General features: G+C 44.2%; 22 protein-coding genes. 8 read left to right on the top strand and 14 right to left on the bottom strand.

Annotation, left to right across the window (positions count from 1 at the left end):
• Positions 1-110: 110 nt before the first annotated feature.
• From DP120_RS10750 to DP120_RS10740, 3 genes are read right to left on the bottom strand one after another with little or no spacing between them, the layout of a single operon-like run.
• A complete protein-coding gene (locus DP120_RS10750) occupies positions 111-1,184 on the bottom strand; it encodes an ABC transporter ATP-binding protein (protein WP_112223672.1) in 1,074 nt (357 codons plus the stop codon).
• 4 nt (positions 1,185-1,188) lie between these two features.
• Complete coding sequence (locus DP120_RS10745) at positions 1,189-2,064, bottom strand: ROK family protein (protein WP_112223671.1); 876 nt, start codon at positions 2,062-2,064, stop codon at positions 1,189-1,191.
• A gap of 58 nt (positions 2,065-2,122) precedes the next feature.
• Entirely contained in the window at positions 2,123-3,718 is a 1,596-nt protein-coding gene (locus DP120_RS10740) for a glycoside hydrolase family 13 protein (protein ID WP_112223670.1), read from the bottom strand.
• Between the two features lie 178 nt (positions 3,719-3,896).
• On the opposite strand from DP120_RS10740, the gene DP120_RS10735 reads away from it, so the two are divergent.
• The gene (locus tag DP120_RS10735) at positions 3,897-4,481 is read left to right on the top strand and encodes a biotin transporter BioY (RefSeq protein WP_112223669.1); all 585 of its coding nucleotides are present in this window, start codon (positions 3,897-3,899) and stop codon (positions 4,479-4,481) included.
• 79 nt (positions 4,482-4,560) lie between these two features.
• Here DP120_RS10735 and DP120_RS10730 read toward each other — a convergent pair whose 3' ends face one another.
• Positions 4,561-5,022, bottom strand: a complete 462-nt coding sequence (locus DP120_RS10730; protein ID WP_112223668.1) for a HEAT repeat domain-containing protein — start codon at positions 5,020-5,022, stop codon at positions 4,561-4,563.
• Between the two features lie 195 nt (positions 5,023-5,217).
• On the opposite strand from DP120_RS10730, the gene DP120_RS10725 reads away from it, so the two are divergent.
• Positions 5,218-5,952, top strand: coding sequence for a YqcI/YcgG family protein (locus DP120_RS10725; protein ID WP_112223667.1), 735 nt, complete (start codon positions 5,218-5,220; stop codon positions 5,950-5,952).
• 53 nt (positions 5,953-6,005) lie between these two features.
• Here the strand turns inward: DP120_RS10725 and DP120_RS10720 are convergent, their stop codons facing one another.
• Entirely contained in the window at positions 6,006-7,247 is a 1,242-nt protein-coding gene (locus DP120_RS10720) for a cysteine desulfurase-like protein (RefSeq protein ID WP_233785940.1), read from the bottom strand.
• A 169-nt stretch (positions 7,248-7,416) separates the two neighbouring features.
• Between DP120_RS10720 and DP120_RS10715 the strand changes: the two genes are divergently transcribed.
• From DP120_RS10715 to DP120_RS10695, 5 genes are all read left to right on the top strand, one after another.
• Positions 7,417-7,974, top strand: a complete 558-nt coding sequence (locus DP120_RS10715; protein WP_112223665.1) for a TVP38/TMEM64 family protein — start codon at positions 7,417-7,419, stop codon at positions 7,972-7,974.
• An 81-nt stretch (positions 7,975-8,055) separates the two neighbouring features.
• On the top strand, positions 8,056-8,829 hold the full coding sequence (locus tag DP120_RS10710; protein WP_112223664.1) for an alpha/beta fold hydrolase: 774 nt from the start codon (positions 8,056-8,058) through the stop codon (positions 8,827-8,829).
• 206 nt (positions 8,830-9,035) lie between these two features.
• A complete protein-coding gene (locus DP120_RS10705; RefSeq protein ID WP_133257392.1) occupies positions 9,036-9,542 on the top strand; it encodes an integrase in 507 nt (168 codons plus the stop codon).
• Between the two features lie 135 nt (positions 9,543-9,677).
• A complete protein-coding gene (locus tag DP120_RS10700; RefSeq protein ID WP_112223662.1) occupies positions 9,678-9,881 on the top strand; it encodes a spore coat protein in 204 nt (67 codons plus the stop codon).
• A 23-nt stretch (positions 9,882-9,904) separates the two neighbouring features.
• Positions 9,905-10,222 carry a spore coat protein gene (locus tag DP120_RS10695; RefSeq protein WP_233785942.1) on the top strand — a complete coding sequence of 106 codons (318 nt, stop codon included), beginning with the start codon at positions 9,905-9,907 and terminating at the stop codon, positions 10,220-10,222.
• 69 nt (positions 10,223-10,291) lie between these two features.
• On the opposite strand, the gene DP120_RS10690 is transcribed toward DP120_RS10695, so the two are convergent.
• The gene (locus DP120_RS10690; RefSeq protein WP_112223661.1) at positions 10,292-11,068 is read right to left on the bottom strand and encodes a 3-hydroxybutyrate dehydrogenase; all 777 of its coding nucleotides are present in this window, start codon (positions 11,066-11,068) and stop codon (positions 10,292-10,294) included.
• A gap of 46 nt (positions 11,069-11,114) precedes the next feature.
• Positions 11,115-12,440 (bottom strand): GntP family permease, encoded by a 1,326-nt coding sequence (locus DP120_RS10685; RefSeq protein WP_112223660.1) that lies wholly within the window; start codon positions 12,438-12,440, stop codon positions 11,115-11,117.
• Positions 12,441-12,652: 212 nt separating this feature from the next.
• Between DP120_RS10685 and DP120_RS10680 the strand changes: the two genes are divergently transcribed.
• The gene (locus tag DP120_RS10680; RefSeq protein ID WP_112223659.1) at positions 12,653-13,534 is read left to right on the top strand and encodes a LysR family transcriptional regulator; all 882 of its coding nucleotides are present in this window, start codon (positions 12,653-12,655) and stop codon (positions 13,532-13,534) included.
• Positions 13,535-13,605: 71 nt separating this feature from the next.
• Here the strand turns inward: DP120_RS10680 and DP120_RS10675 are convergent, their stop codons facing one another.
• The 7 genes from DP120_RS10675 to DP120_RS10645 all read right to left on the bottom strand — a co-directional run bounded on the left by DP120_RS10675 (position 13,606) and on the right by DP120_RS10645 (position 20,057).
• A complete protein-coding gene (locus DP120_RS10675; RefSeq protein ID WP_112223658.1) occupies positions 13,606-14,538 on the bottom strand; it encodes an aldo/keto reductase in 933 nt (310 codons plus the stop codon).
• A 26-nt stretch (positions 14,539-14,564) separates the two neighbouring features.
• The gene (locus DP120_RS10670; RefSeq protein WP_112223657.1) at positions 14,565-15,653 is read right to left on the bottom strand and encodes a threonine aldolase family protein; all 1,089 of its coding nucleotides are present in this window, start codon (positions 15,651-15,653) and stop codon (positions 14,565-14,567) included.
• Between the two features lie 122 nt (positions 15,654-15,775).
• Positions 15,776-17,878, bottom strand: coding sequence for a sensor domain-containing protein (locus DP120_RS10665; RefSeq protein WP_165843780.1), 2,103 nt, complete (start codon positions 17,876-17,878; stop codon positions 15,776-15,778).
• Positions 17,879-18,206: 328 nt separating this feature from the next.
• Positions 18,207-18,356 carry a sortase family protein gene (locus tag DP120_RS18490; RefSeq protein WP_165843779.1) on the bottom strand — a complete coding sequence of 50 codons (150 nt, stop codon included), beginning with the start codon at positions 18,354-18,356 and terminating at the stop codon, positions 18,207-18,209.
• Positions 18,357-18,491: 135 nt separating this feature from the next.
• Positions 18,492-18,968 (bottom strand): glutathione peroxidase, encoded by a 477-nt coding sequence (locus DP120_RS10655; RefSeq protein ID WP_112223655.1) that lies wholly within the window; start codon positions 18,966-18,968, stop codon positions 18,492-18,494.
• A gap of 29 nt (positions 18,969-18,997) precedes the next feature.
• Positions 18,998-19,363 carry a MarR family winged helix-turn-helix transcriptional regulator gene (locus tag DP120_RS10650; protein ID WP_240612006.1) on the bottom strand — a complete coding sequence of 122 codons (366 nt, stop codon included), beginning with the start codon at positions 19,361-19,363 and terminating at the stop codon, positions 18,998-19,000.
• Between the two features lie 274 nt (positions 19,364-19,637).
• Positions 19,638-20,057 carry an organic hydroperoxide resistance protein gene (locus tag DP120_RS10645; protein WP_112223653.1) on the bottom strand — a complete coding sequence of 140 codons (420 nt, stop codon included), beginning with the start codon at positions 20,055-20,057 and terminating at the stop codon, positions 19,638-19,640.
• Positions 20,058-20,095 lie beyond the last annotated feature (38 nt).

Below are 20,095 nucleotides of genomic sequence, written 5' to 3'. Positions count from 1 at the left end.
GCACAATGACGAAAATAAAAACGGAAACTTTTTTAAGAAAGCGTTTCCAACTTCCAATTATTTGTATCGTATCACAGTGAAAACGTTTGCACAATAACTATAAAAAAATTTTATTTTATTCTTTTTTCTGTTGTAGGATCGAAAAAGCGTGCTTTATCCATTTCAAAAGCCATCGGAAAAACAGTGCCGGCTGACAGATTGAGGTTGGCATCTACACGTCCGACAAAGGAGTGGCCTTCGAGTGTCGCATAAACCATATATTCAGAACCCATCAATTCCACTACATCTAAATTCACTTCAACAGTTGATTGGTCTTTTTCCGGTTTATGGGTAATATGCTCCGGACGCAAGCCGATGATTACTTCCTGATTGTCCAAACCTTCAGGCAAGGCAGAATCAGGGATAAGAAGTTTCGTCTGGCCCATAACAAAATAATTTCCTTCTATGCGGCCATTGAAGAAATTCATGGCTGGTGAACCGATGAACCCCGCTACGAATACGTTATCGGGTTGATCATAAACTTCTTTCGGAGTTCCCACCTGCTGAATCACGCCGTCTTTCATTATGACAATCCGTGTCGCCATCGTCATTGCCTCTGTCTGATCATGTGTTACATAAATTGTTGTAGTTTTTAAACGCTGGTGAAGTTTCGAAATTTCCGTCCGCATCTGTACACGCAATTTCGAATCGAGATTCGACAGCGGTTCATCCATCAAAAACAGTTTAGCGTCACGGACAATCGCACGTCCAAGTGCCACACGCTGACGCTGTCCACCGGACAAAGCTTTCGGCTTCCTGTTCAGGTAGTCCATCAATCCGAGTATCTCCGCCGCATTTCTGACCCGTTCCTTAATCTCCGCTTTCGGCATTCCTTTCAGTTTCAGGCTGAATGCCATATTTTCGTATACCGTCATATGCGGATACAAAGCATAATTCTGGAATACCATTGCGATATCGCGGTCTTTCGGTTCCACTTCATTCATCTTTTTCCCATCGATTGAAAAGGTACCTGACGAAATATCTTCCAGTCCTGCTATCATTCGAAGCGTGGTGGATTTCCCGCATCCTGAAGGTCCGACGAATACGATAAATTCCTCGTCTTCAACAGTGAGGTTGAAATTCTCCACCGCCATCGCTTTATTGTCGAAAGTCTTAGTCAATTGTTCCATAAGTAATTTTGCCACGATTTCACTTTCCTTCCAATACGAGTAATGCAGCGCCTAATACTCCGGCATCATTGCCGAATTTCGCTGTTTGAATATCCAATGGATTGAGCAGCAATGGTTTGAGCTGGCTCAGCAATTGCGGCCACCAGTATTCCGCTGATTCCGATACTCCGCCACCGATGACAACTGAGTCCATATCAAAGACCGCCTGCAGCGAACTGATGACGATTGCCAGGTCATATGTGAACGCTTCCAATAATTGCTGGGAATGTTCGTCTGTTGCTGCTTGTTGGAACATTTCGAGAGGAGTGATGTCCAGACCCGCTTCTCGAATACGGCGCTGGATTCCTGTACCGGAAACATATTGTTCATAGCATCCTTTGCGTCCGCACGCGCAATCAGCCCCGCCCGGATATAAAGTGATATGCCCGAGTTCTGCTGCGCCGCCGTGTGGACCGCCGCTCAATAATTTACCGTCCCAGATGATGCCTCCGCCAAGCCCCGTGCCAAGCGTCAGGCACACAACACGGTCCAGCCCTTTGGCTGCTCCGAATTTCGCTTCTGCCAGCGCCGCGCAATTGGCGTCATTTTCAACTTCCACACGTATGCCGGCGGCCGCTTCCAATTGTTCTTTCACTTTCGTGCCGCTCCATCCCGGCAAGGCATCTGTGGAAAAGAAGATGCGACCTTCTTTCGGATCGACAAAACCATGTGTGCCGATTCCGACAGCTGCCACTTCCGGATAATCCCCTAGAATACGAAGGACATTTTCCTCAAGATAAGGATACAGCGGAAATTGAGTCGGTATTTTTTCGTCATATAGAATCTTGCCGGCGGCATCAATTATGCCCAGGCGAATTTTCGTTCCCCCTATATCTACACCCATTACATTCACCATCGAGTTCCCCCTCCTGTTATGTGAAGTACTCTTATCATAACTTAAAATTTTTCGATTTCTAGATTTTTTTATGGAACACAATTGTTTCGTAAGGACGTAAAATTATTTTCCCCATGCTTTCGGGCTTCTCATAGTTATGGATTAAAAGCTCTCCCTGCGGTCTCGGGAACTCAAGCTGCTGTTCTGAAAAATTGCAGTAGACTGTCAACTGTTCTCCGGGAACTTCGCGGGTATAGGCGAAAACATTTTCATCCTCACGGTGGAGCAAAGTAAAATTGCCGTGCGTGATGATGTCCATCTTTTTACGTAATTCAACCAATTTTTTATAGAATTGATAAATGGATCCGCTGTCGTCTCTATCCAATGTATTGATGGTTGAATGATTCGGATTTGAAGCGATCCAGGGAGTCCCTATTGTAAAACCTCCATGCACTTCCGCATTCCATTGCATCGGTGTGCGGGCATTGTCCCGGCCTTTGGCATATATCGAATGCATGATTTTCTCGTGCGGTACGCCAAGACTTCTTTTTTCCTTATACATATTCAGTGTTTCAATATCCTTATATTCTTCAATCGAATCAAAACGGACATTTGTCATGCCAATTTCTTCGCCTTGATAGATATAAGGCGTTCCTTGCATGAAATGAAGGCAGGCCGCCAGCATTTTCGCTGACTCGACACGGTATTCCCCGTCATTGCCGAACCGCGACACGATTCTTGGCTGGTCATGATTATTCCAGTAAAGGCTGTTCCATCCCGAATTATGCAAGGCATGCTGCCAGTGCTCGAGGTTGTATTTCAAATCTGTCAGCTGAAGCGGCTTCAAATCCCATTTTTCTCCGCTTGCCTGGTCAAGCCCCATATGCTCGAACGTGAAAATCATATTCACTTCTTTGCGCTCTTCATCGGTGTATTTGATGGCATCCGAAATGGTTGCACCAGGCATTTCACCGACCGTCACAATATCGTATTTTGATAATACTTCCCTGTTCATTTCCTGAAGGTAATCGTGCACTTTCGGGCCATTCATATAAAATGCTCCGCCGTCGCCATCCGGTCCGTCCGGAAAATCCTGGTCCTTGGAAATCAAATTGATGACATCCATACGGAAACCATCGACTCCTTTATCCAGCCACCAGCGCATCATCCCATAAACCGCTTCACGCATCTCCGGGTTCTCCCAGTTCAAATCGGGCTGTTTCCTCGAAAACAGATGAAGAAAGTATTGCTCGCGCTGCTGATCGTATTCCCAGGCAGAGCCGCTGAAAAACGAACGCCAATTATTCGGCTCATCGCGCCATATGTAATATTCCGGTTTGCTGCTGAACCATTCATGCTCATCCGAAGTGTGATTGACGACCAAGTCCATCATCAGTTTCAATCCTCTTTTGTGCATTTGGCCAATCAATTCCTCGAAGTCTTCCATCGTGCCAAAATCATCCATGATTTTCTGGTAATCACGGATATCATAGCCATTGTCATCGTTGGGTGAATCGTAGACCGGTGACAGCCAGATAATATCCACACCGAGCTCCTCCAGGTAATCCAGTTTCTGAATAATCCCCCTTATATCCCCGATGCCGTCACCGTTTGAATCCATGAAACTTCTTGGGTAGATTTGATAGACTGTCGACTTTTTCCACCATTCCGCCATTTCAACACTCCTTTCACAAGTAAACATGGAATATTCTAACATGAAGATTGAGAGAAAGGGAATAATCATCCGGGGCTTTATGAGCTGCTTTCTTTTGTGTTAACTTAAAATAAAAATAGGTTGACTCATTTATATGGATTTATTATACTTTGATTAGCTTATAAATTGGAGGTCCCACATGACTACATACTCAAAAACCAGATCATCGAATCATGCCCGAACTTTAAAACTGGTACATATTGCAATGTTTTCGGCATTGATGGCAATCGGCGCCAACCTGACTTCATTTTTAATCATCGGCGGTGTGCCAATCACTTTACAGACGTTCTTCGCAATACTGGCCGGAATCCTGCTCGGCAGTAAATTGGGAGCAGCTTCAATGGTCGTCTATGCCTTTATCGGGCTTGCCGGTGTGCCCGTTTTCGCTAAATTCTCCGGCGGCATGGACACCATTATTTCACCGACTTTCGGCTTTATCGTCTCTTTCGTCCTGCTTGCCTATGCCGTCGGATTAATTGCTGAGAAATTTCCAACGCGCAAAGGTTTTGTCGCAGCGGCCCTTGTCGGGTTGGCCATCAATTACCTTTTCGGCACTAACTGGATGTACGCGGCTTATAAATTTTGGTTCGCTGCACCGGAAGGATTCACTTATCTGATGGCTTGGGCATGGATGGTGCCCCCGCTTCCGAAAGACTTGATCCTGGCTGTACTCGCCGGACTTTTCGGATTCAGATTAAAGCCGATTATCCGGAAATACATGTAGTTGAAGACTTCTTATAAAATAAATGCAAAAAAGACGGAGCAGGGAAATTCCCGCTCCGTCTTTTTTATTTGAAACTAAATTATTTTCTTCTTGTTCTCACTGGTGCCGCTTTCCACCGGGCTTCTAGCCAAGCTTCGAACTCATCGCCTTTTGCGCCTTTATACGTATCGTAGATATCGCTGCGCATTTTTTGCAGTTTTGCTTTAAAGTCTTCGTAGCTATGATCAGCAGGCAAACTTTTCTTGATGCGGACCAAAACTTTGTCTGTGTCTTTGATCAGCTCATTTTCATTGCGTTCCGGCATTTCGACATCCTCGCCGAAATTCTGCAGCATTTCATAAGCCGCTTCCTGAACCTGGTATACTGGATCGTTTTTCATACGGTTCGACAGGATGCTAATTGTCTGTTCCGTTTTCCATTTGCCCAATTCCTCAACAGCAGCCAAACGTTCTTTCCAATTGGCCATGCGGTTTGCAGATTTTTTCAACTCATCGTAATTCGGGGGCGTTTCTTCCTTGTACTTATATTGTGTCAATTTCATTCTCCTTTTATTCATTTCTCTTTGCGAAAAATGGAGGTATGCATTTCTTCTTCGAAATAACATCGCTCTATAGAGTGTACCATTTTATTCGCTCTCTATCACTTTATTCCGTTCAGGACTTAAAATGAAGAAGTTTAAAATTGCCGATATTAGGAAATAAAATAGAGGGCTATTAAACGCATCGGAGGAAATTGGATGGTTACAGCATATAAAGCTTTATTGACGAAAGAGGATTTTGAAACACGCGGGGATTTACCGGAATGGCTGCTGAAAGAATACGCGACGTTCCATAATACGGTTACAGACAAGACTTTCCCCTGCTATTTCGGGATGAGCGGCGAATTGAAGGGCGAATTGAGATATGGATACATAAGCAGGGACGATTGGTCATCCCTGCCGGTTATAGTCGAAGAATTCCTGTCGCTGTTCAATGATCCAAAACATAAACGCCATGGACTTTTTGTTTTTGTGGAGCCTGTTGGGACGGAAGGCAGCCTGGAACAATATCGTGATGAATTCTGGGCTATTCTTCAATACCTCCACAATATGGACGAAACGGAATGGCCTGCCGACAAACCAAAAGACCCTGACCATTATTTATGGGATTTTGTCTTCAAAGGCGAACCGATTTTCATCTTCGGCAATGCTCCGGCCTACAAACGGCGCAAGACCCGTGATCTCGGTAATGCTATGGTTCTCGGTTTCCAGCCCCGCCGTATATTTGAAGGTTTGACGGGTACTGAAAAAGGCGGCATCATGTCCCGCGAAAAAGTGCGCCAGCGTGTGGAGAAATGGGACCAGCTGCCGACACATCCGGACATCAGCCATTTCGGTGATCCGGAACATAACGAGTGGAAACAATTCTTCATCGGCGACGACAGTGAGCCGATTCAGGGGAAATGCCCATTCTCACATAAGAAAATTAAATAAAAACGAACAAAGGCTTCGCGGATGCGAAGCCTTTTACAATGGGATGAATTTTTTTACAAAGAAGCGATCGCGCTGATGAAGCGTTCCACTTCTTCTTCAGTATTATACGGGGCAAGGCCTGCGCGCACCCAGCCTCCGGTTTTATTGACATCAAGCACGTCACCCAGCGTTGAAGCGTAAAAATGGCCGGCAGCTGTGAAGATGCTGTGTTCTTCCGCTAAAAATACACAGACATCCGAAGGTTCATAGCCTGCCACTTTAAAAGCGATTGTCGGCGTTTTCGGCACATCGTCCGCAGCTTGCCAAAGAGTGACCTTTTCCAGTGTGCCCAAGCCTTCACGCAAACGGGCAGCTAATCGGTTTTCGTATTTCTCAATTTCATGGTAGCCGGAAAGAATCTTTTCGCGGCGCGTCTCCCCTTCACCCAGTGACGCAAAAAATTCAATTGCTGGACGGATGCCTGCAATCCCTTCATGGTTCTGTGTACCCGTTTCCAGCTTATCCGGGTAGTAGGACGGAGATGTCGTCAGTTTATAAGGTTCGAGATCCTTGAAGACATTTTCCCCGATAGCCGCGATTCCAATATGCGGTCCAAAGAATTTATAGACGGAGCACAGCAGAATATCTATGTCCTGCGCTTCACGGTCCATTGGCATATGAGGCGCTGCATGCACGGCGTCAGCTGCGACCAGTGCGCCGACTTCACGCGCCCGTTTGACGGCAGGGCCAAGATCGACGATGGTGCCGATGGCATTTGACGCCATGCCGAGCGCCACTAATTTCGTTTTTTCATTGATGAGTGTGTCGATATTTTGCATATCCAGCGTCAGCTTTTCTTTATCGACGGGAATCCAGCGCACTGTCAGTCCACGGTCTTCAGCCATCATCAACCAGGGATCGACGTTTGCCCGGTGGTCCATCTCGGTCACCACGATTTCGTCTCCTTCTTTGAATTGCTTGCCAAGGGCATTGGCGATTGCAATGGTCAACGTAGTCATATTCGCCCCGAAAGCCACTTCGTTTGGCTGCACATTCAGGAAATCAGCGACAGCTTCACGTGCTTCTGAAATTACCTGTTCTGTCTCCCAGCTTGAAGGAAAAGCGCCATGGAGATTTGCTCCGCCTCTTTGCATATAGCTGGCAATCGCAGTAATCGCCTGCAGCACGACCTGCGATCCTCCAGGACCATCAAAATAAGCGGCTTGCCTTTCTTTATATGTACGCTCGAGCGCCGGAAACTGTGCCCGCACTTTTTCAATCGGATAAATGGTTTCTGTTGATTTCACGTTAAACATCTCCCTTTTATGTTTTGCTATCCCCGTATTCAGTTTACCAAAATATTGTTCCCTCTATCCGGTTTTGCAAAACAAGCGGACCGCTGTTCCGGGCAAATAGCTTGCCATTAAAAATCATATGGCTTATCCTTCTTTATTGACATCATTACATCTTATAAAGGAGGCCGTTATGGACCAATTTGACAAGTCGGTTGAACTTTTCATAGAGAATGCAGGTTGGATGGCCCCTTTCTTCTTTCTGATTCTCCATCTGATCCGGCCATTCGTTTTTCTGCCTGTTGTAGCTGTTTGTATAGTTGGCGGCGTTGCCTTCGGTTTTGTCCAAGGGACTATTTTATCTTATATCGGCCTGATGCTGATGAGTGCAATCATCTATTTTCTTCTAAAGCGTTTGCCTAAGTTCCATCGGAAAATGACAAATTTAAAAGAACGGATTTTCCCTGACAGAACTCTAAGTGTCGGCCAGGTGATGCTTTTGCGCATCATGCCTTTCGTCCACTTCCAGCTTCTTTGCTTTTATTTGATGGATATGACAAAAAGCTTTAAGGAGTATATGTATTATTCCGCAATCGGTCTGACATTACCTGCTGTAGTCTATACCGCTTTCGGACAATCCATCACCGAGTTTCCATGGTATATGACTATCGCTTTCCTGTTCGTTCTGATTGCCCTGTTTCTGGTTATCGAAAAATACAATAAAGTGCGTACCGTGCATCAAGAAAACTGACCCGTATAACTATGCGGGTTATTTATTTTTGCGTGAAATGGGTATAGAGTAATACCATGATTAATCTAAAGGAGAATACATATGCCCTTTTTCGAAAATGAAGGAACACGATTATTTTATGAAGACACGGGCACAGGGAAACCGCTTGTGCTGTTGCACGGCCTGACCAGCAACCATCAGATGTTTTACCGTGAAATCGGCTATTTAAAAGATAAGTTCCGAATCATCGCTTTGGATTCGCGCGGTCACGGCGAATCTGACCGTCCGGCTGAATTCACATTGGATGATCATATTGCCGACACAATCGCTTTACTGGACCACCTTAAACTCGACTCTGTTTATGTGCTGGGAGTTTCGATGGGAAGTTATATCGCTCAGGGAGTTGCCATCAAACAGCCGGAACGCGTGGAAAAGCTGATACTTGCAGCTACCAAATCATACGGCGAGCAATCGTCGATGGCTGAGATGTTCGACCGCTATAAAGAACAGCTCGAAGGAATGAGTATTTCCGAGAAATTGGCGATTTCATCCCAATTGATTTTCCATGATCAGGAAGCCGTCAATGCCTGGCAGAAGCGGATTGCAAAAAACAGCCGCATGCTGAATGCCAGTGAACAGGGAGCTGCTTCTGCCGCTTTGCGGGATTTCGATTTCCGGGATGACTTGAAGCGGATAACTGCGGAAACGCTTGTCATCAGCGGAAAGCATGATGGATTGAACCCGCCTGAAAAAGGCCGGGAAACAGCTGTCCTGATTCCGAATGCCGATTATATGGAATTTCAGGACTCCGGCCATGCTCCGAATGTCGAGCAGGACAGGCTGTTTCTCGGTGTGGTCGAAAAGTTTCTTGGGTAACTGTCAATAAGACAGGGATTAGCCGAACATGTGCTAATCCCTGTCTTATTTTTGGACTTTTTTCTCCAAAATCATTTACTTGTGAATTTTTCGTTATTTTTATATAATTAATAAAAGAGATAAATTTTTATCATTGGGGGATTAAAAAAAGTAAGATGACAGACGGCAGAAATAGAAACAAGATTAAAGGCTGGATATACTCGATTATGGATTTAACAGATAACAAGCTGGAATTAGCAGAACACAGCAAGGGCATCAATATGAGTTATAATTTCATTCATGATCGTATTGGTGTAGACATCGCACGAATTCAAGAAGCAAGAAAAGAGCTGGCTTCTCCTGTATCCGTGAAAACCTATATTGAAGTAATGACTCTGCATGAGCTGGGCCATGCTGCTGACAGAGAAGCATTGCTTGAATCGATGCCTTGGACGATTGAAGTGTATAACCTAAAAAAATCCGTTCCTGAAGACAGCCATTACAGTGATCCCGAATTGTTGAAAATTATTCTGGATGAACAATTGATGAATATAGAATTCGAAAAAACTGCGTGGAGACATGCTGAAACAATGAACAATCTCCATCAAATTGCAGATGAAAAGACGTTTGATTTCATTCGGGAACACAGTATGGCAAGTTATGAGGAACCCTATAAACAAAACTTGCGCCTGTATGAGCGATTGATTGCAGATGTGGTTGAAATGACTGCATAACTACGCGCTAAAGGACTTCATTCAGAAGTTCTTTTTTTGGTGTAAAAAAATTGCTGCCAAAGGGATTATATTCCATTCTTTCGGGGTAAATTAAAGGTGTTGTTAAACACTAACTTTCTAAGGAGGCAACAGTAAATGGCATCTAAAGAGCTTGCAATGCACGAGAAATTAGAAGTTCATGAAATACTTACCTTCAAGACAGCCTGTGTAGCTAAAACCAAAATGTTCGTTGATTTAGTCAAAGACGATAAGCTGAAGAAAATTCTGGAAGAGGATTTGGAGCTGTCGACGCAGGCCATTAAGGATTTGCGCAAAATACTTAAGGATTCTTCCAACTAATTTTTCTGAAGGAGATGATCTCTATGGCAAAAAAAGGTGAAGAAACAAACGCTGAAGCAACAAAAGATGAAATGCCAATGGTTGATGACCTTGTTATTGCTACAGATTTTCTGGTGACTGCGAAAGCGGCAGTCCGCAACCTTGCCGTCGCTATCACTGAAACAGCAACACCCTCTGTAAAAAAAGTATTGCGCCGCGAACTGGATATCGCCATCGATACACACGACAAAATTGCACAGTATATGATAAAAAACGAGATGTATCATGCCTATGACATCAAAGAACAAATCGAACATGATTTGGAAAAAGCCGATATAGCATTAAAAATGGCGAAGAAATAAGATCTTTCATTCATAGTCTTTGAAATATAGAAGAACCCGATGTGAAAAATCTCACATCGGGTTCTTCTTTTATTGCGCTGTGTATCCGCCGTCCAGAACAACCGCCTGTCCGGTAACACCAGAAGCCTTATCACTGGCAAGAAACATCGTATAATCGGATATTTCCCGCACTGATAACAAGCGCTTTTGCGGGACGAGCGGATAAATAACTTCTTCCAGAACTTTTTCCAGGGTGACTTTGCGCGTTTCCGCCAAATCGCCCAATTGATTGCGTACGAGCGGTGTATCGACATACCCCGGGCACATTGCATTGACGGTGATGCCATGCTCTGCGCCTTCAAGGGCAGCCACTTTCGTTAAGCCGATGACGCCGTGCTTGGCGCTGTTGTATGCCGCTTTTCCGGCAAAGCCTACCAGCCCATTGATGGAAGCCATGTTGATGATACGGCCATATCCTTGCTTTTTCATGACAGGGAAAGCATGTTTTGTCGCAATGAACGGTGCCACGAGCATGATTTTGATCAACAACTCGTATTTTTCCGTTGGAAACTCTTCAACCGGTGAGATATATTGCATTCCCGCATTGTTAATCAGAATATCCAACGTTCCAAATGTCTTCACGGTCTGATTGATGGCCCCGATGATTTCGTCTTCATTGGTAACATCGCATTTGATGCCGATGCATTTATGGCCTTCTTCCACCATCGCTTCAGCGGCTTCTTTCACCGCTTCTTCATTGATATCCGTCAGGACGATCTTCGCGCCCGCTTCAGCAAAGTCACGGCTGATTTCGTAACCGATGCCACTGGCAGCACCGGTGATGAGTACAACTTTATCTTTAACCATAATGCCTGACCCCCATACTTTAAAGATTCTTTACATTTGAATCGGATTAATTGCCGATCCCCAAGCCCAACGAGAACAGTATGATTGCTATTGTCAAACCGAGCAATGGAACGATTACCGTTACAGCTCCAACAGCACCATATGCATCTTTATGTGATTCGCCGCAAATCCCGCGAATAGTTGTTACGACGTAACCGTTATGCGGCAATGAATCGAGCGCCCCGGATGAAATTGCAACCGTACGGTGAAGCGCCTCCGTGTTGACGCCCATATCGATATAATGCGGTGCCAATAAAGGCAGGGCGATGACCTGGCCGCCGGATGCAGATCCCGTCAAGCCGGCGATGACGCTGACAGCAAGTGCTCCGCCGATCAGCGGACTACCGGGAATGCTTGTCATGGCGTTAACTGCGACTTCAAAAGCGGGAACAGCTTTTGCCACGCCGCCAAATCCGACAACTGCCGCCGTGTTGCCGATAGCAATCAAAGCGCCGATTGTCCCATCAGAAATCGCTTTGCTGATATTCGAGAAATATTTTCGGTTGATTACATAAGTAGCAATAATCCCGCCTAGAAGGGCAAGAATCAACGCTGATGTCATCAACACATCATGAAGCACGAACGAAATAATGAGAACGACCAATAACGGGATAAGACCCATCACCGGGTTTGGCAATTCACGGTCTTTAATGACCGGATCCGTCTTGCGTGTTTCAAAACGCTCGCCTTTGCTGACTGCTTTGTTGATCATGCGCTTCAACCACCAGTAACCGAAAATCATCATGAATACAGCAACGATGATACTGACTTCCCACCCTGCATAAGGTGAAGTGCCAAGATATTCGATTGGAATCCAGTTCTGGATTTCAGGTGAGCCGGCAGATGTCATCGTAAACGTCACTGACCCGAATGCCAGTGCAGCCGGAATGAAACGGCGCGGAAGATCCGCTTGTTTGAACAGGCTCAAAGCCATAGGATATACCGAGAAAGCTACAACGAACAAGCTGACTCCGCCATATGTAAGAACCGCACAGGCAATAACGATTGCAAGAACCGCTTTTTTAATGCCGAATTTTCCTACCAGCCAGCGCGATACACTATCAGCCGCTCCACTGTCTTCCATTACTTTACCGAAAATTGCTCCAAGCAGGAACATTGGGAACCACGAAGTGATAAATCCAGAAAAACTGGTCATATAATTAGTTAAAAAATTCGATTCCCCTTCGCCCACTAATTGCGGAAACAACGGCATACCGCTGAAAAGTCCAACTACTAGCGCACATAACGGACCTGCAACCAAAAGGTTCCAGCCTCTCATCGTCAAGACGATGAGCAAAACCAGTCCCCCGACTAATCCGATCATACTTAACATATATTTTTCCCCCTTGACTAATTGAATGTAACCTACCTGAACTGGCGTCCCAGCTTTTTGCAAGCGCTTTCTTAGAATGATGTAAATAGTTATTTGTCACAATATTGTGTCGGAATACTTTTTTCAGTGTACAATGTCTGAAAGGATAGGTAAAATGAATAAAAATTATATTTACTATAACTAAAAGTTATAGATATAAAAAGGAGACAATAATGGATATTCGCCAGCTAACCTGTTTTGTGGAAGTTGCCAAGCACAAGAGTTTTACGAAAGCTTCCCAGACAATGCATGTCACTCAGCCAAGTTTGAGTAAAATGGTTAAAAATCTGGAAGAAGATCTGGATGTCATTTTATTCGATCGGTCTTCACGGAAAGTCCGGCTTACTGACGCAGGTGAAGTCGTTTTCCTGCAGGCGCAGAAAATCATCTACAGCCTTGATGACCTTTCAGCTTCCCTCTATGATGTGATGAATCTGAATAAAGGAAAAATAAAAATCGGTTTGCCGCCTGTCATCAGTACGCTGTTTTTCCCTACAATCATCGCTGAATTTCAAAAACAGTATCCGGACGTATCAATCATACTTGCGGAGGATGGTGCAAAAACTGTAGAAAAGAAAGTAGATGAAGGTGAAGTGGATCTTGGTTTCGTCATGCTTCCAGTAGATGAGGAAAAATTCGATGTCATGCCTTTTGTCGATCAGGAGATAAAGCTGCTGGTCCATGAATCCCACCCATTGGCTCACTTGGAAAAAGTGGATCTTATTGAATTTAAAGATGATCCTTTTTTGCTGCTGAGCAAAGAATTCACATTGAATGGACGGACAATAGACTTTTGCATTTCTGAAGGTTTTACACCTAAGATCGCTTATGAAAGTTCCCAGTGGGATTTTATCGTCGGCATGGTTGAAAAAAATCTTGGTGTCACCCTAATGCCCGAATTGATTTGTGAAAGAGTTAAAGGTGGTCCATTCAAAGTAATTTCATTGACCAACACTTTTCCATGGATGCTTGGTATTATCTCCGCGAAAAACCGTTACATGCCTTATGTATCAAAAGCCTTTATCTCCCTTGTGCAGGACTTGCCGAAAGTGTGAAAAGGCACCTTGTTTTGTTCGCATAGAAAAAAGAGGCTTTTCGCCATTAAAGCGAAAGCCTCTTTCATCTGTTATTTCTCTTGCAGAATATCATCTATTTCCCTTAAAAGCTCCTTATCCAGTTCCAAGTCAACCGCACGAAGATTGTCCAGCACCTGGTCGGCCTTTTTGCCGCCCGGAATTACTGAATCGACGCCAGGCTGAGCAAGAAGCCAGGCCAGCGCCAGCTTTGAGACATCAGTATCAAGGCGTTCAGCTATGCCTTTTAACTTATCGACAATGGCAAGATTTTTTTCAAACTCGCCCTCCTGAAAGAGAGGCACACTTTTACGCCAGTCCCCTTCTTCAAGCAGGAAATCCTCATCATATTTTCCGCCCAGAATACCGAAAGCGAGCGGTCCATAAGGCACCACAGTGATTCCGTTTTCCACACAATACGGCAGAATATCCCTTTCAATCGACCGGTCGAGCATGTGGTATTGCAGCTGGATTGCCGAGATTTCCCCTTCACTGTTTGCTTCTTTTAATTGCTCCAATGAAAAATTAGAAACACCGATCGCCTTTATCTTCCCTTCAGACTTCAGCCGGGAGAGTTCTTCGACTGCTTCTTTGACTGGGGTTTCATCGTCGGGCCAGTGGATATAGTAAAGATCGATGCTATCAAGCTGAAGCCGTTCCAGGCTGTCGCCAACTGCTTTCCGCAGATATTCAGGCGAGTTGTCGCGTGTGCCGTTGCGCCAGTCGCTGCCGCCTTTCGTGGCAATCACATACTGGCCGCGCGGGTATTCCTTCAAAACTTCGCCCACCAGTTCCTCAGAACGCCCCTTACCGTAGACATCCGCTGTATCGATAAAAGTGATGCCATTGTCCAGAGCGGCGCGTACTAGATTTTTGCCATCTTCCTCACTCAGATTTTCATACAGGTTATGGCCGCCTACTGCATTAGTGCCAAGTCCAATAGCTGATATTTTCAAATCCGTTTTCGGCAATAAAGAATACTTCATCCAAACATCCTCTCTTTTTATATTTACTAAGCTTTCAATTTTTCATCGAGCAGCCTGAAGGCAAACTCAACTTTATCCTGTGGCACGCCCGCATACGAATCGCCAAGGCTTACTTCGTAATAACAGCTGCCATCATTAATTTCACGGACGTAGCCAGTTAAGCCAATGCCGGACTCCTGCTGCACTTCCGCTAATATTTCTGCCGCCTGTTCTTTCGGTTTATCTATATGGACATGAAACATATTCGAGACAGGAACTTCCGGTAAAGTGGAGATTCCTTCACAAGAATTGTATTTTGCCGAGAGTTCTTTAGCTGCTTCGTAATAATCTGCCATATTATCTTTTCTCAGTTCAAAATAATAATCGGCTGTGAAAATGTAGGGGTAAAGAGAAATCAGGTCTCCGCCGTGGCGTTTTTTCCAAACTTTTGATTCTTTGATGAAATCATCATTCCCAGCTAAAATGGCACCGGCAATTCCACCGATTCCCTTATACATGGAAAGATAAACGCTGTCGAACAGACTGCAGATTTCCTCAATGGATTTTTTATAGAACGGCAAAGTTTCCAGAATCCTTGCACCATCGAGGTGAAGACGGATATCTTTTTCCCGGCAATACTCCGAAATGGCTGCCAGAGTTTCGTAATCAGGGAGCTGGCCGCCAATTTCACGCTGCGGCAGTTCGAGCAGAACGCAGGCCACGTCCCCGGACATCGTTTTAATATCTTCCAATTGAATGATACTGTTCCTGTCAGTCAGCAGCACAGTTTCAATGCCATGCAGCTTCTTCAAGCCACCTTCCTCATGAATCTCCAAGTGGGACAGCGGATGGTAAGCAACTTTAGCCAACTCTTTTTCATCACACCAAATGCGGAGTGCGATTTGCTGGGCCATGGTGCCGCTCGGGAAAAACACCGCTTTTTTCTTTCCAAGGAATGACGCCATTTTTTCCTCAAAATCGTTGATTGCAGCGCCTGTCCCGTAAATATCCGATTTTGTGTCTTCGTCTATTTCCTGAAACGCCTGTTTTAATACTTTTGCATTTCTTGGGCCGTGTCCAGAAAGCTGATAGCTTGTTTCATCAAATGCTTTTTTCAAAATTTCCATCTTATTCAAAACATCCTCCACCTTTATCTGAAAAGTCTTGCATCTGTCTCACTATACCATTCTTTCAAAAAAGAAAGAAAGCTGATTCACAGCATGGCATCTGTGGATCAGCTTTTTTATTTCAGTATCTTTTATTTTTTAATTTCTACAAAGAAATCATGATTATCTGCGGCTTGCGGACGGCAGAAATAATAACCCTGACCCTCATTGCACAGCTCTTTCACCAGGTAGGAAAGCTGCACGGAGTCTTCAATTCCTTCCGCAACAACTTCCATTCCAAGTTTATGCGCCAAAGTGATTATTGTAGAGGTGATGGCTTTGCCGTTCAGGTCGCTGTTAATATCCTGCACAAAGCTGCGGTCAATTTTGACACGGTCAAATGAGAACTGGCGCAGATAATTAAGCGAAGTGAAACCTGTACCAAAATCATCGATGGACATCGAAATTCCAAGCGCTTTCAGTTTGCGCAAACTTTCTTTCAGAATTTCAGTATCTTCCAGCAAAATGCTTTCAGTGACTTCCAGTTCAAGCCACTTGGCGTCCAGCCCCGTCTCTTCCAAAACGCTTTTTACTAATTGGACAAAATTCGGATGCTGCAGCTGAATTGTGGAGATGTTGACGCAGATTCGAAAAGGCGCATACCCTTGGTTCTGCCATTTCTTTGTTTGTGAACATGCGGTAAAAAGAACCCACTTTCCGATCGCTATAATCTGCCCGCTCTCTTCCGATACAGGGATGAAACGGTCAGGTGGAACCATGCCAAGTTCTGGGTGATTCCATCTGATTAACGCTTCCATTGCACTGGGCTTTCCTGAGCTCAGATCAATGATGGGCTGGTAATGGATAAGAAACTCATCATTTCGGACGGCTGATTTCAATTCCCGTTCAATTGTCAATCTATCAGCAGTTTCTTTGTTTAACTCATGCGAAAATAAGGAACAGCTGTTTTTGCTGTATTTTTTCGTGTAAAGCATTGCCGCCTCAGCCTGTTTAATCAAGCTTTCCTGGGATTTGTCCGAACAGGCGACACCGATGCTTGCTGTCAGTGACAATTGCTGGCCCATTACTTCAATCGGTTCAGCCAGCACACTGTTCAGGCGGCTTGCACATTCAATTGCTGCCTCCGGCGTCGAGTCCGGCAGCAGGATTGCAAACTCATCTCCTGCAAACCGGCCAACCGTCGCTGATTCTGACACACATTCCACCATACGCACCGCTGCCTGCTTCAGGAAAACATCGCCGTGTTCATAACCCAGTAAGTCATTGATGTATTTAAAACGGTCCAAATTCAAAAACAAGACAGCCGGAACAGCACTTGAATCATTAGCGATTTTTACTGCCTGTTCCAAACGGTCTTCGAATAACTTCCGGTTTGGCAACTTTGTTAAATGATCGAAGAAAGCCATTTCTTCGACCATGCGTTTATGCTCGTTCCGGCTGGTGACATCTTTTCCTATGCCGTAAACTCCCGTAATCTGGCCAGCCTGCTGCATTGGGAAATTCGTTACTTCAAGATTGATAAGTTCTCCATTTTTTCCAAAAAGATTAATTTCATAACGATTAGTATGGCCTTTTATTGCTTCTGAAAAATAAAAAAGTGCTTTTTCCAGATGTTCGGGAACAATCATGGGCATAAACGACATTTTTAAAAGTTCGTGATAGGCATATCCTGACAGTGTTACAGCACCAGGATTAACGTCAATAAAATTCCCTTCCAGATCGAAGGAAAAAATGGCATCCGGATTCTCAAAGAAAAGCGAGTTGTAGCGTTCCTCACTGTCTTTCAAGCGGTTCCGTGTCAGAACTTCTTCTGTAATGTCTGTAACACTTCCCAGAAAAACATCTTCACCCTCCAGTTCTGATATTGTCGAATGGATCTCTGCGTGAAGCAGACTGCCATCTTTCTTTATGACCCTTACACGATAACGTGCTTTTTTCGTGGTTCTGTCTGTAAGATTGGAAATCCGATTCATCACTTTCGGCAAATCTTCAGGGTGTACAATATCCTTCAACCGGAGTTTTCCTGAAAGAAAATCTTCTTCCGGGTAATCCAGCAGTTCACACAGGCAATCATTCACATATGTAAATTTGTTTCGAGATATAATATACAAACTCACAGGCACCTTTTGGACGATGTGTTCAAATAGTGATTCTTCAAAATGAAATTGGCTTTCATTACTTAAAAGCGACGTTTCAGGCATATTTTTCGTCCTAGGACGATATTTATCGTTCATTAAGTTGTATCCTCCCAAAGGTGATGAAATGGCGGCGAAATATGTCGAAAACCGCAAAAAAATATCTATTGGTATTGATAATACCAAATTTTTAGACATTAAAAAAGCATTATAGTAAAAAAGTTTCTGCATTATAAATATTTCCCAATAAATAATTTTTATATATAAATTTCCAATATATATATGTATTGCATTCGTCTCCAAAAAAAAAAAGCGTTTTCCCATTTCGGAAAACGCTGAATCTTTCATTCTTCGACTAACTCTGTATAAACAATCAGTCTTTCTTCACGAGTCCCCCGGTTGTAGTCATAATCACCTGAACAGGTGATTAGAATAAGTTCCGGTGAAGAACGGTTCCAAATACTGCACGGACATCTGCCAGCTCCAATTCGACTGACTCCATCGCAAAAACTCTGAAAACCAAATCCTTGCCTTCACCTTTTACAATTATCTCATCGCCTGCTTCAAGTTTAGCCAAATCCCAAAAGATAGCCGGCCCGTTGATGCCGTCATTTTGATTATTGCAACAATAAACTATAGAAATTCTGAATATTAATATTTTTATTTTCCGTAAAATAAATACCCTGAAGCATTTTTGCTTCAGGGTCCAACTTCAGTTCGTTAAGTATTGTTTAATTTCTTCTTCAAATTTTTCAGGCTTATCTTTTGGCGAAAACCGTGCAACCAGCTTTCCTTCTTTGTCAATGAGAAATTTGGTGAAATTCCACTTGATGCTGCTGCCAAGGACTCCCTTGCTGTTTTCAGTTAGATATTTAAAGAGAGGATCGGCATTTTTTCCGTTAACTTTGACCAGGTCATGCATTGGGAACGAAACTCCGTAAGTCATCCGGCAGGATTCCTCCGCTTCTTTCGCCCCATCAAGTTCCTGTCCGAATTGATCGGAAGGAAAGCCAAGGACGACAAGTCCGTCATTTTCATATTTCTGGTACAACTTCTCCAGTCCATCGAATTGATCACGCAAACCACATTTTGTAGCAGTATTGACGATCAACATCGTTTTCCCTTCGTATTCACTTAACGGATAAATGCTGCCATCGGACTTTCTGGCCGAAAATTCATAAATACTCATATCATTTTCTCTCCTTAGCCATTGGGATTTTAAAGGTTCATTTCTTCGAAAAATGCATTCAGCTGCTTTAAATGCTTCATCAAAGTCAGAGCATTGACATCAAGAAAGTTGCAGCTCACCAGCTTGTCGTACACAGCCTGGCTGATGGGTGCATGTTCTTTCTCAGCTTTTTCCGTCAGGGAAATAATCCATGCCCGTTTATCATCCGGTGACTGCCGTTTTGTTAAACGGCCCTGCTCGATCATGCGGTTGATAATGGGATTCAAGGTGCCGGTGCCATGTCCTATACGCGCTCCGATATCTTTCATCACCAAATGGTTTTCTTCCCAAAGAACCAGGAGAACCAGGTATTGGGGAAAGGTCAGATTAAAAGGTTCAAGTACTCTTGCATACATTTTCGTAAAATTACTTGAAGCTTTATAAACTTCAAAACATAATTGTTGTTCTAACTTTAAACCAAGTTCCATTACTTCACGCCCATCTTTTTAGTGTCCACGTCCTGCGGGCAGCGCTTGTCGTGGCTAAACGGGTACTTACGCTTTTCTTTATTGTCCAGACTCCAGCACCCAGCCCCTCGAGTCGCTTCGGATTTGTCCTTCATGGCTAAAAACGCCATTACGGCCTAATCCTCCAGCGCTTTTCGGGGCTAAACGGGTGCTTCAGCTTTTCTTAGTTAATGATAATCTCTACATCCACCGAATCTTTGATCGCTTTTGAATACGGGCAGTATTGGTGAGCTTTGTCCACATACTCCTGCTTTTTCTCTTCGTCGATGCCTTCGATGGTGACTTCCAATTTAGCAGCCAATTTCACACCGCCATTTTCTTTGTCACCCAGCAGGGAGATTGTCGCTCTTACTTCACTTTTATCTACATTCACTTTATCGCGTTCAAGAACCAGTTCCAACGCACTGTTGAAGCAGGCACTATAGCCGGCTGCGAATAATTGTTCAGGATTAGTGGCAGTTGTGGATTCGCCGCCGAGTGCTGCCGGTTTTGCAACATCCAGATTGAAAATATTATCTTCCGAATATACTTCTCCTTGTCTGCCGCCTGTATTGATGATTGTTGTTTCATAAAGTGCTTTCATGATTAAATTCCTCCATTCGATTTGTTCTTTCATAACCC

Source organism: Planococcus halotolerans (genome assembly GCF_003289955.1).
Lineage (GTDB): Bacteria > Bacillota > Bacilli > Bacillales_A > Planococcaceae > Planococcus > Planococcus halotolerans.
This window is presented reverse-complemented; position numbering and strand designations above follow the sequence as displayed.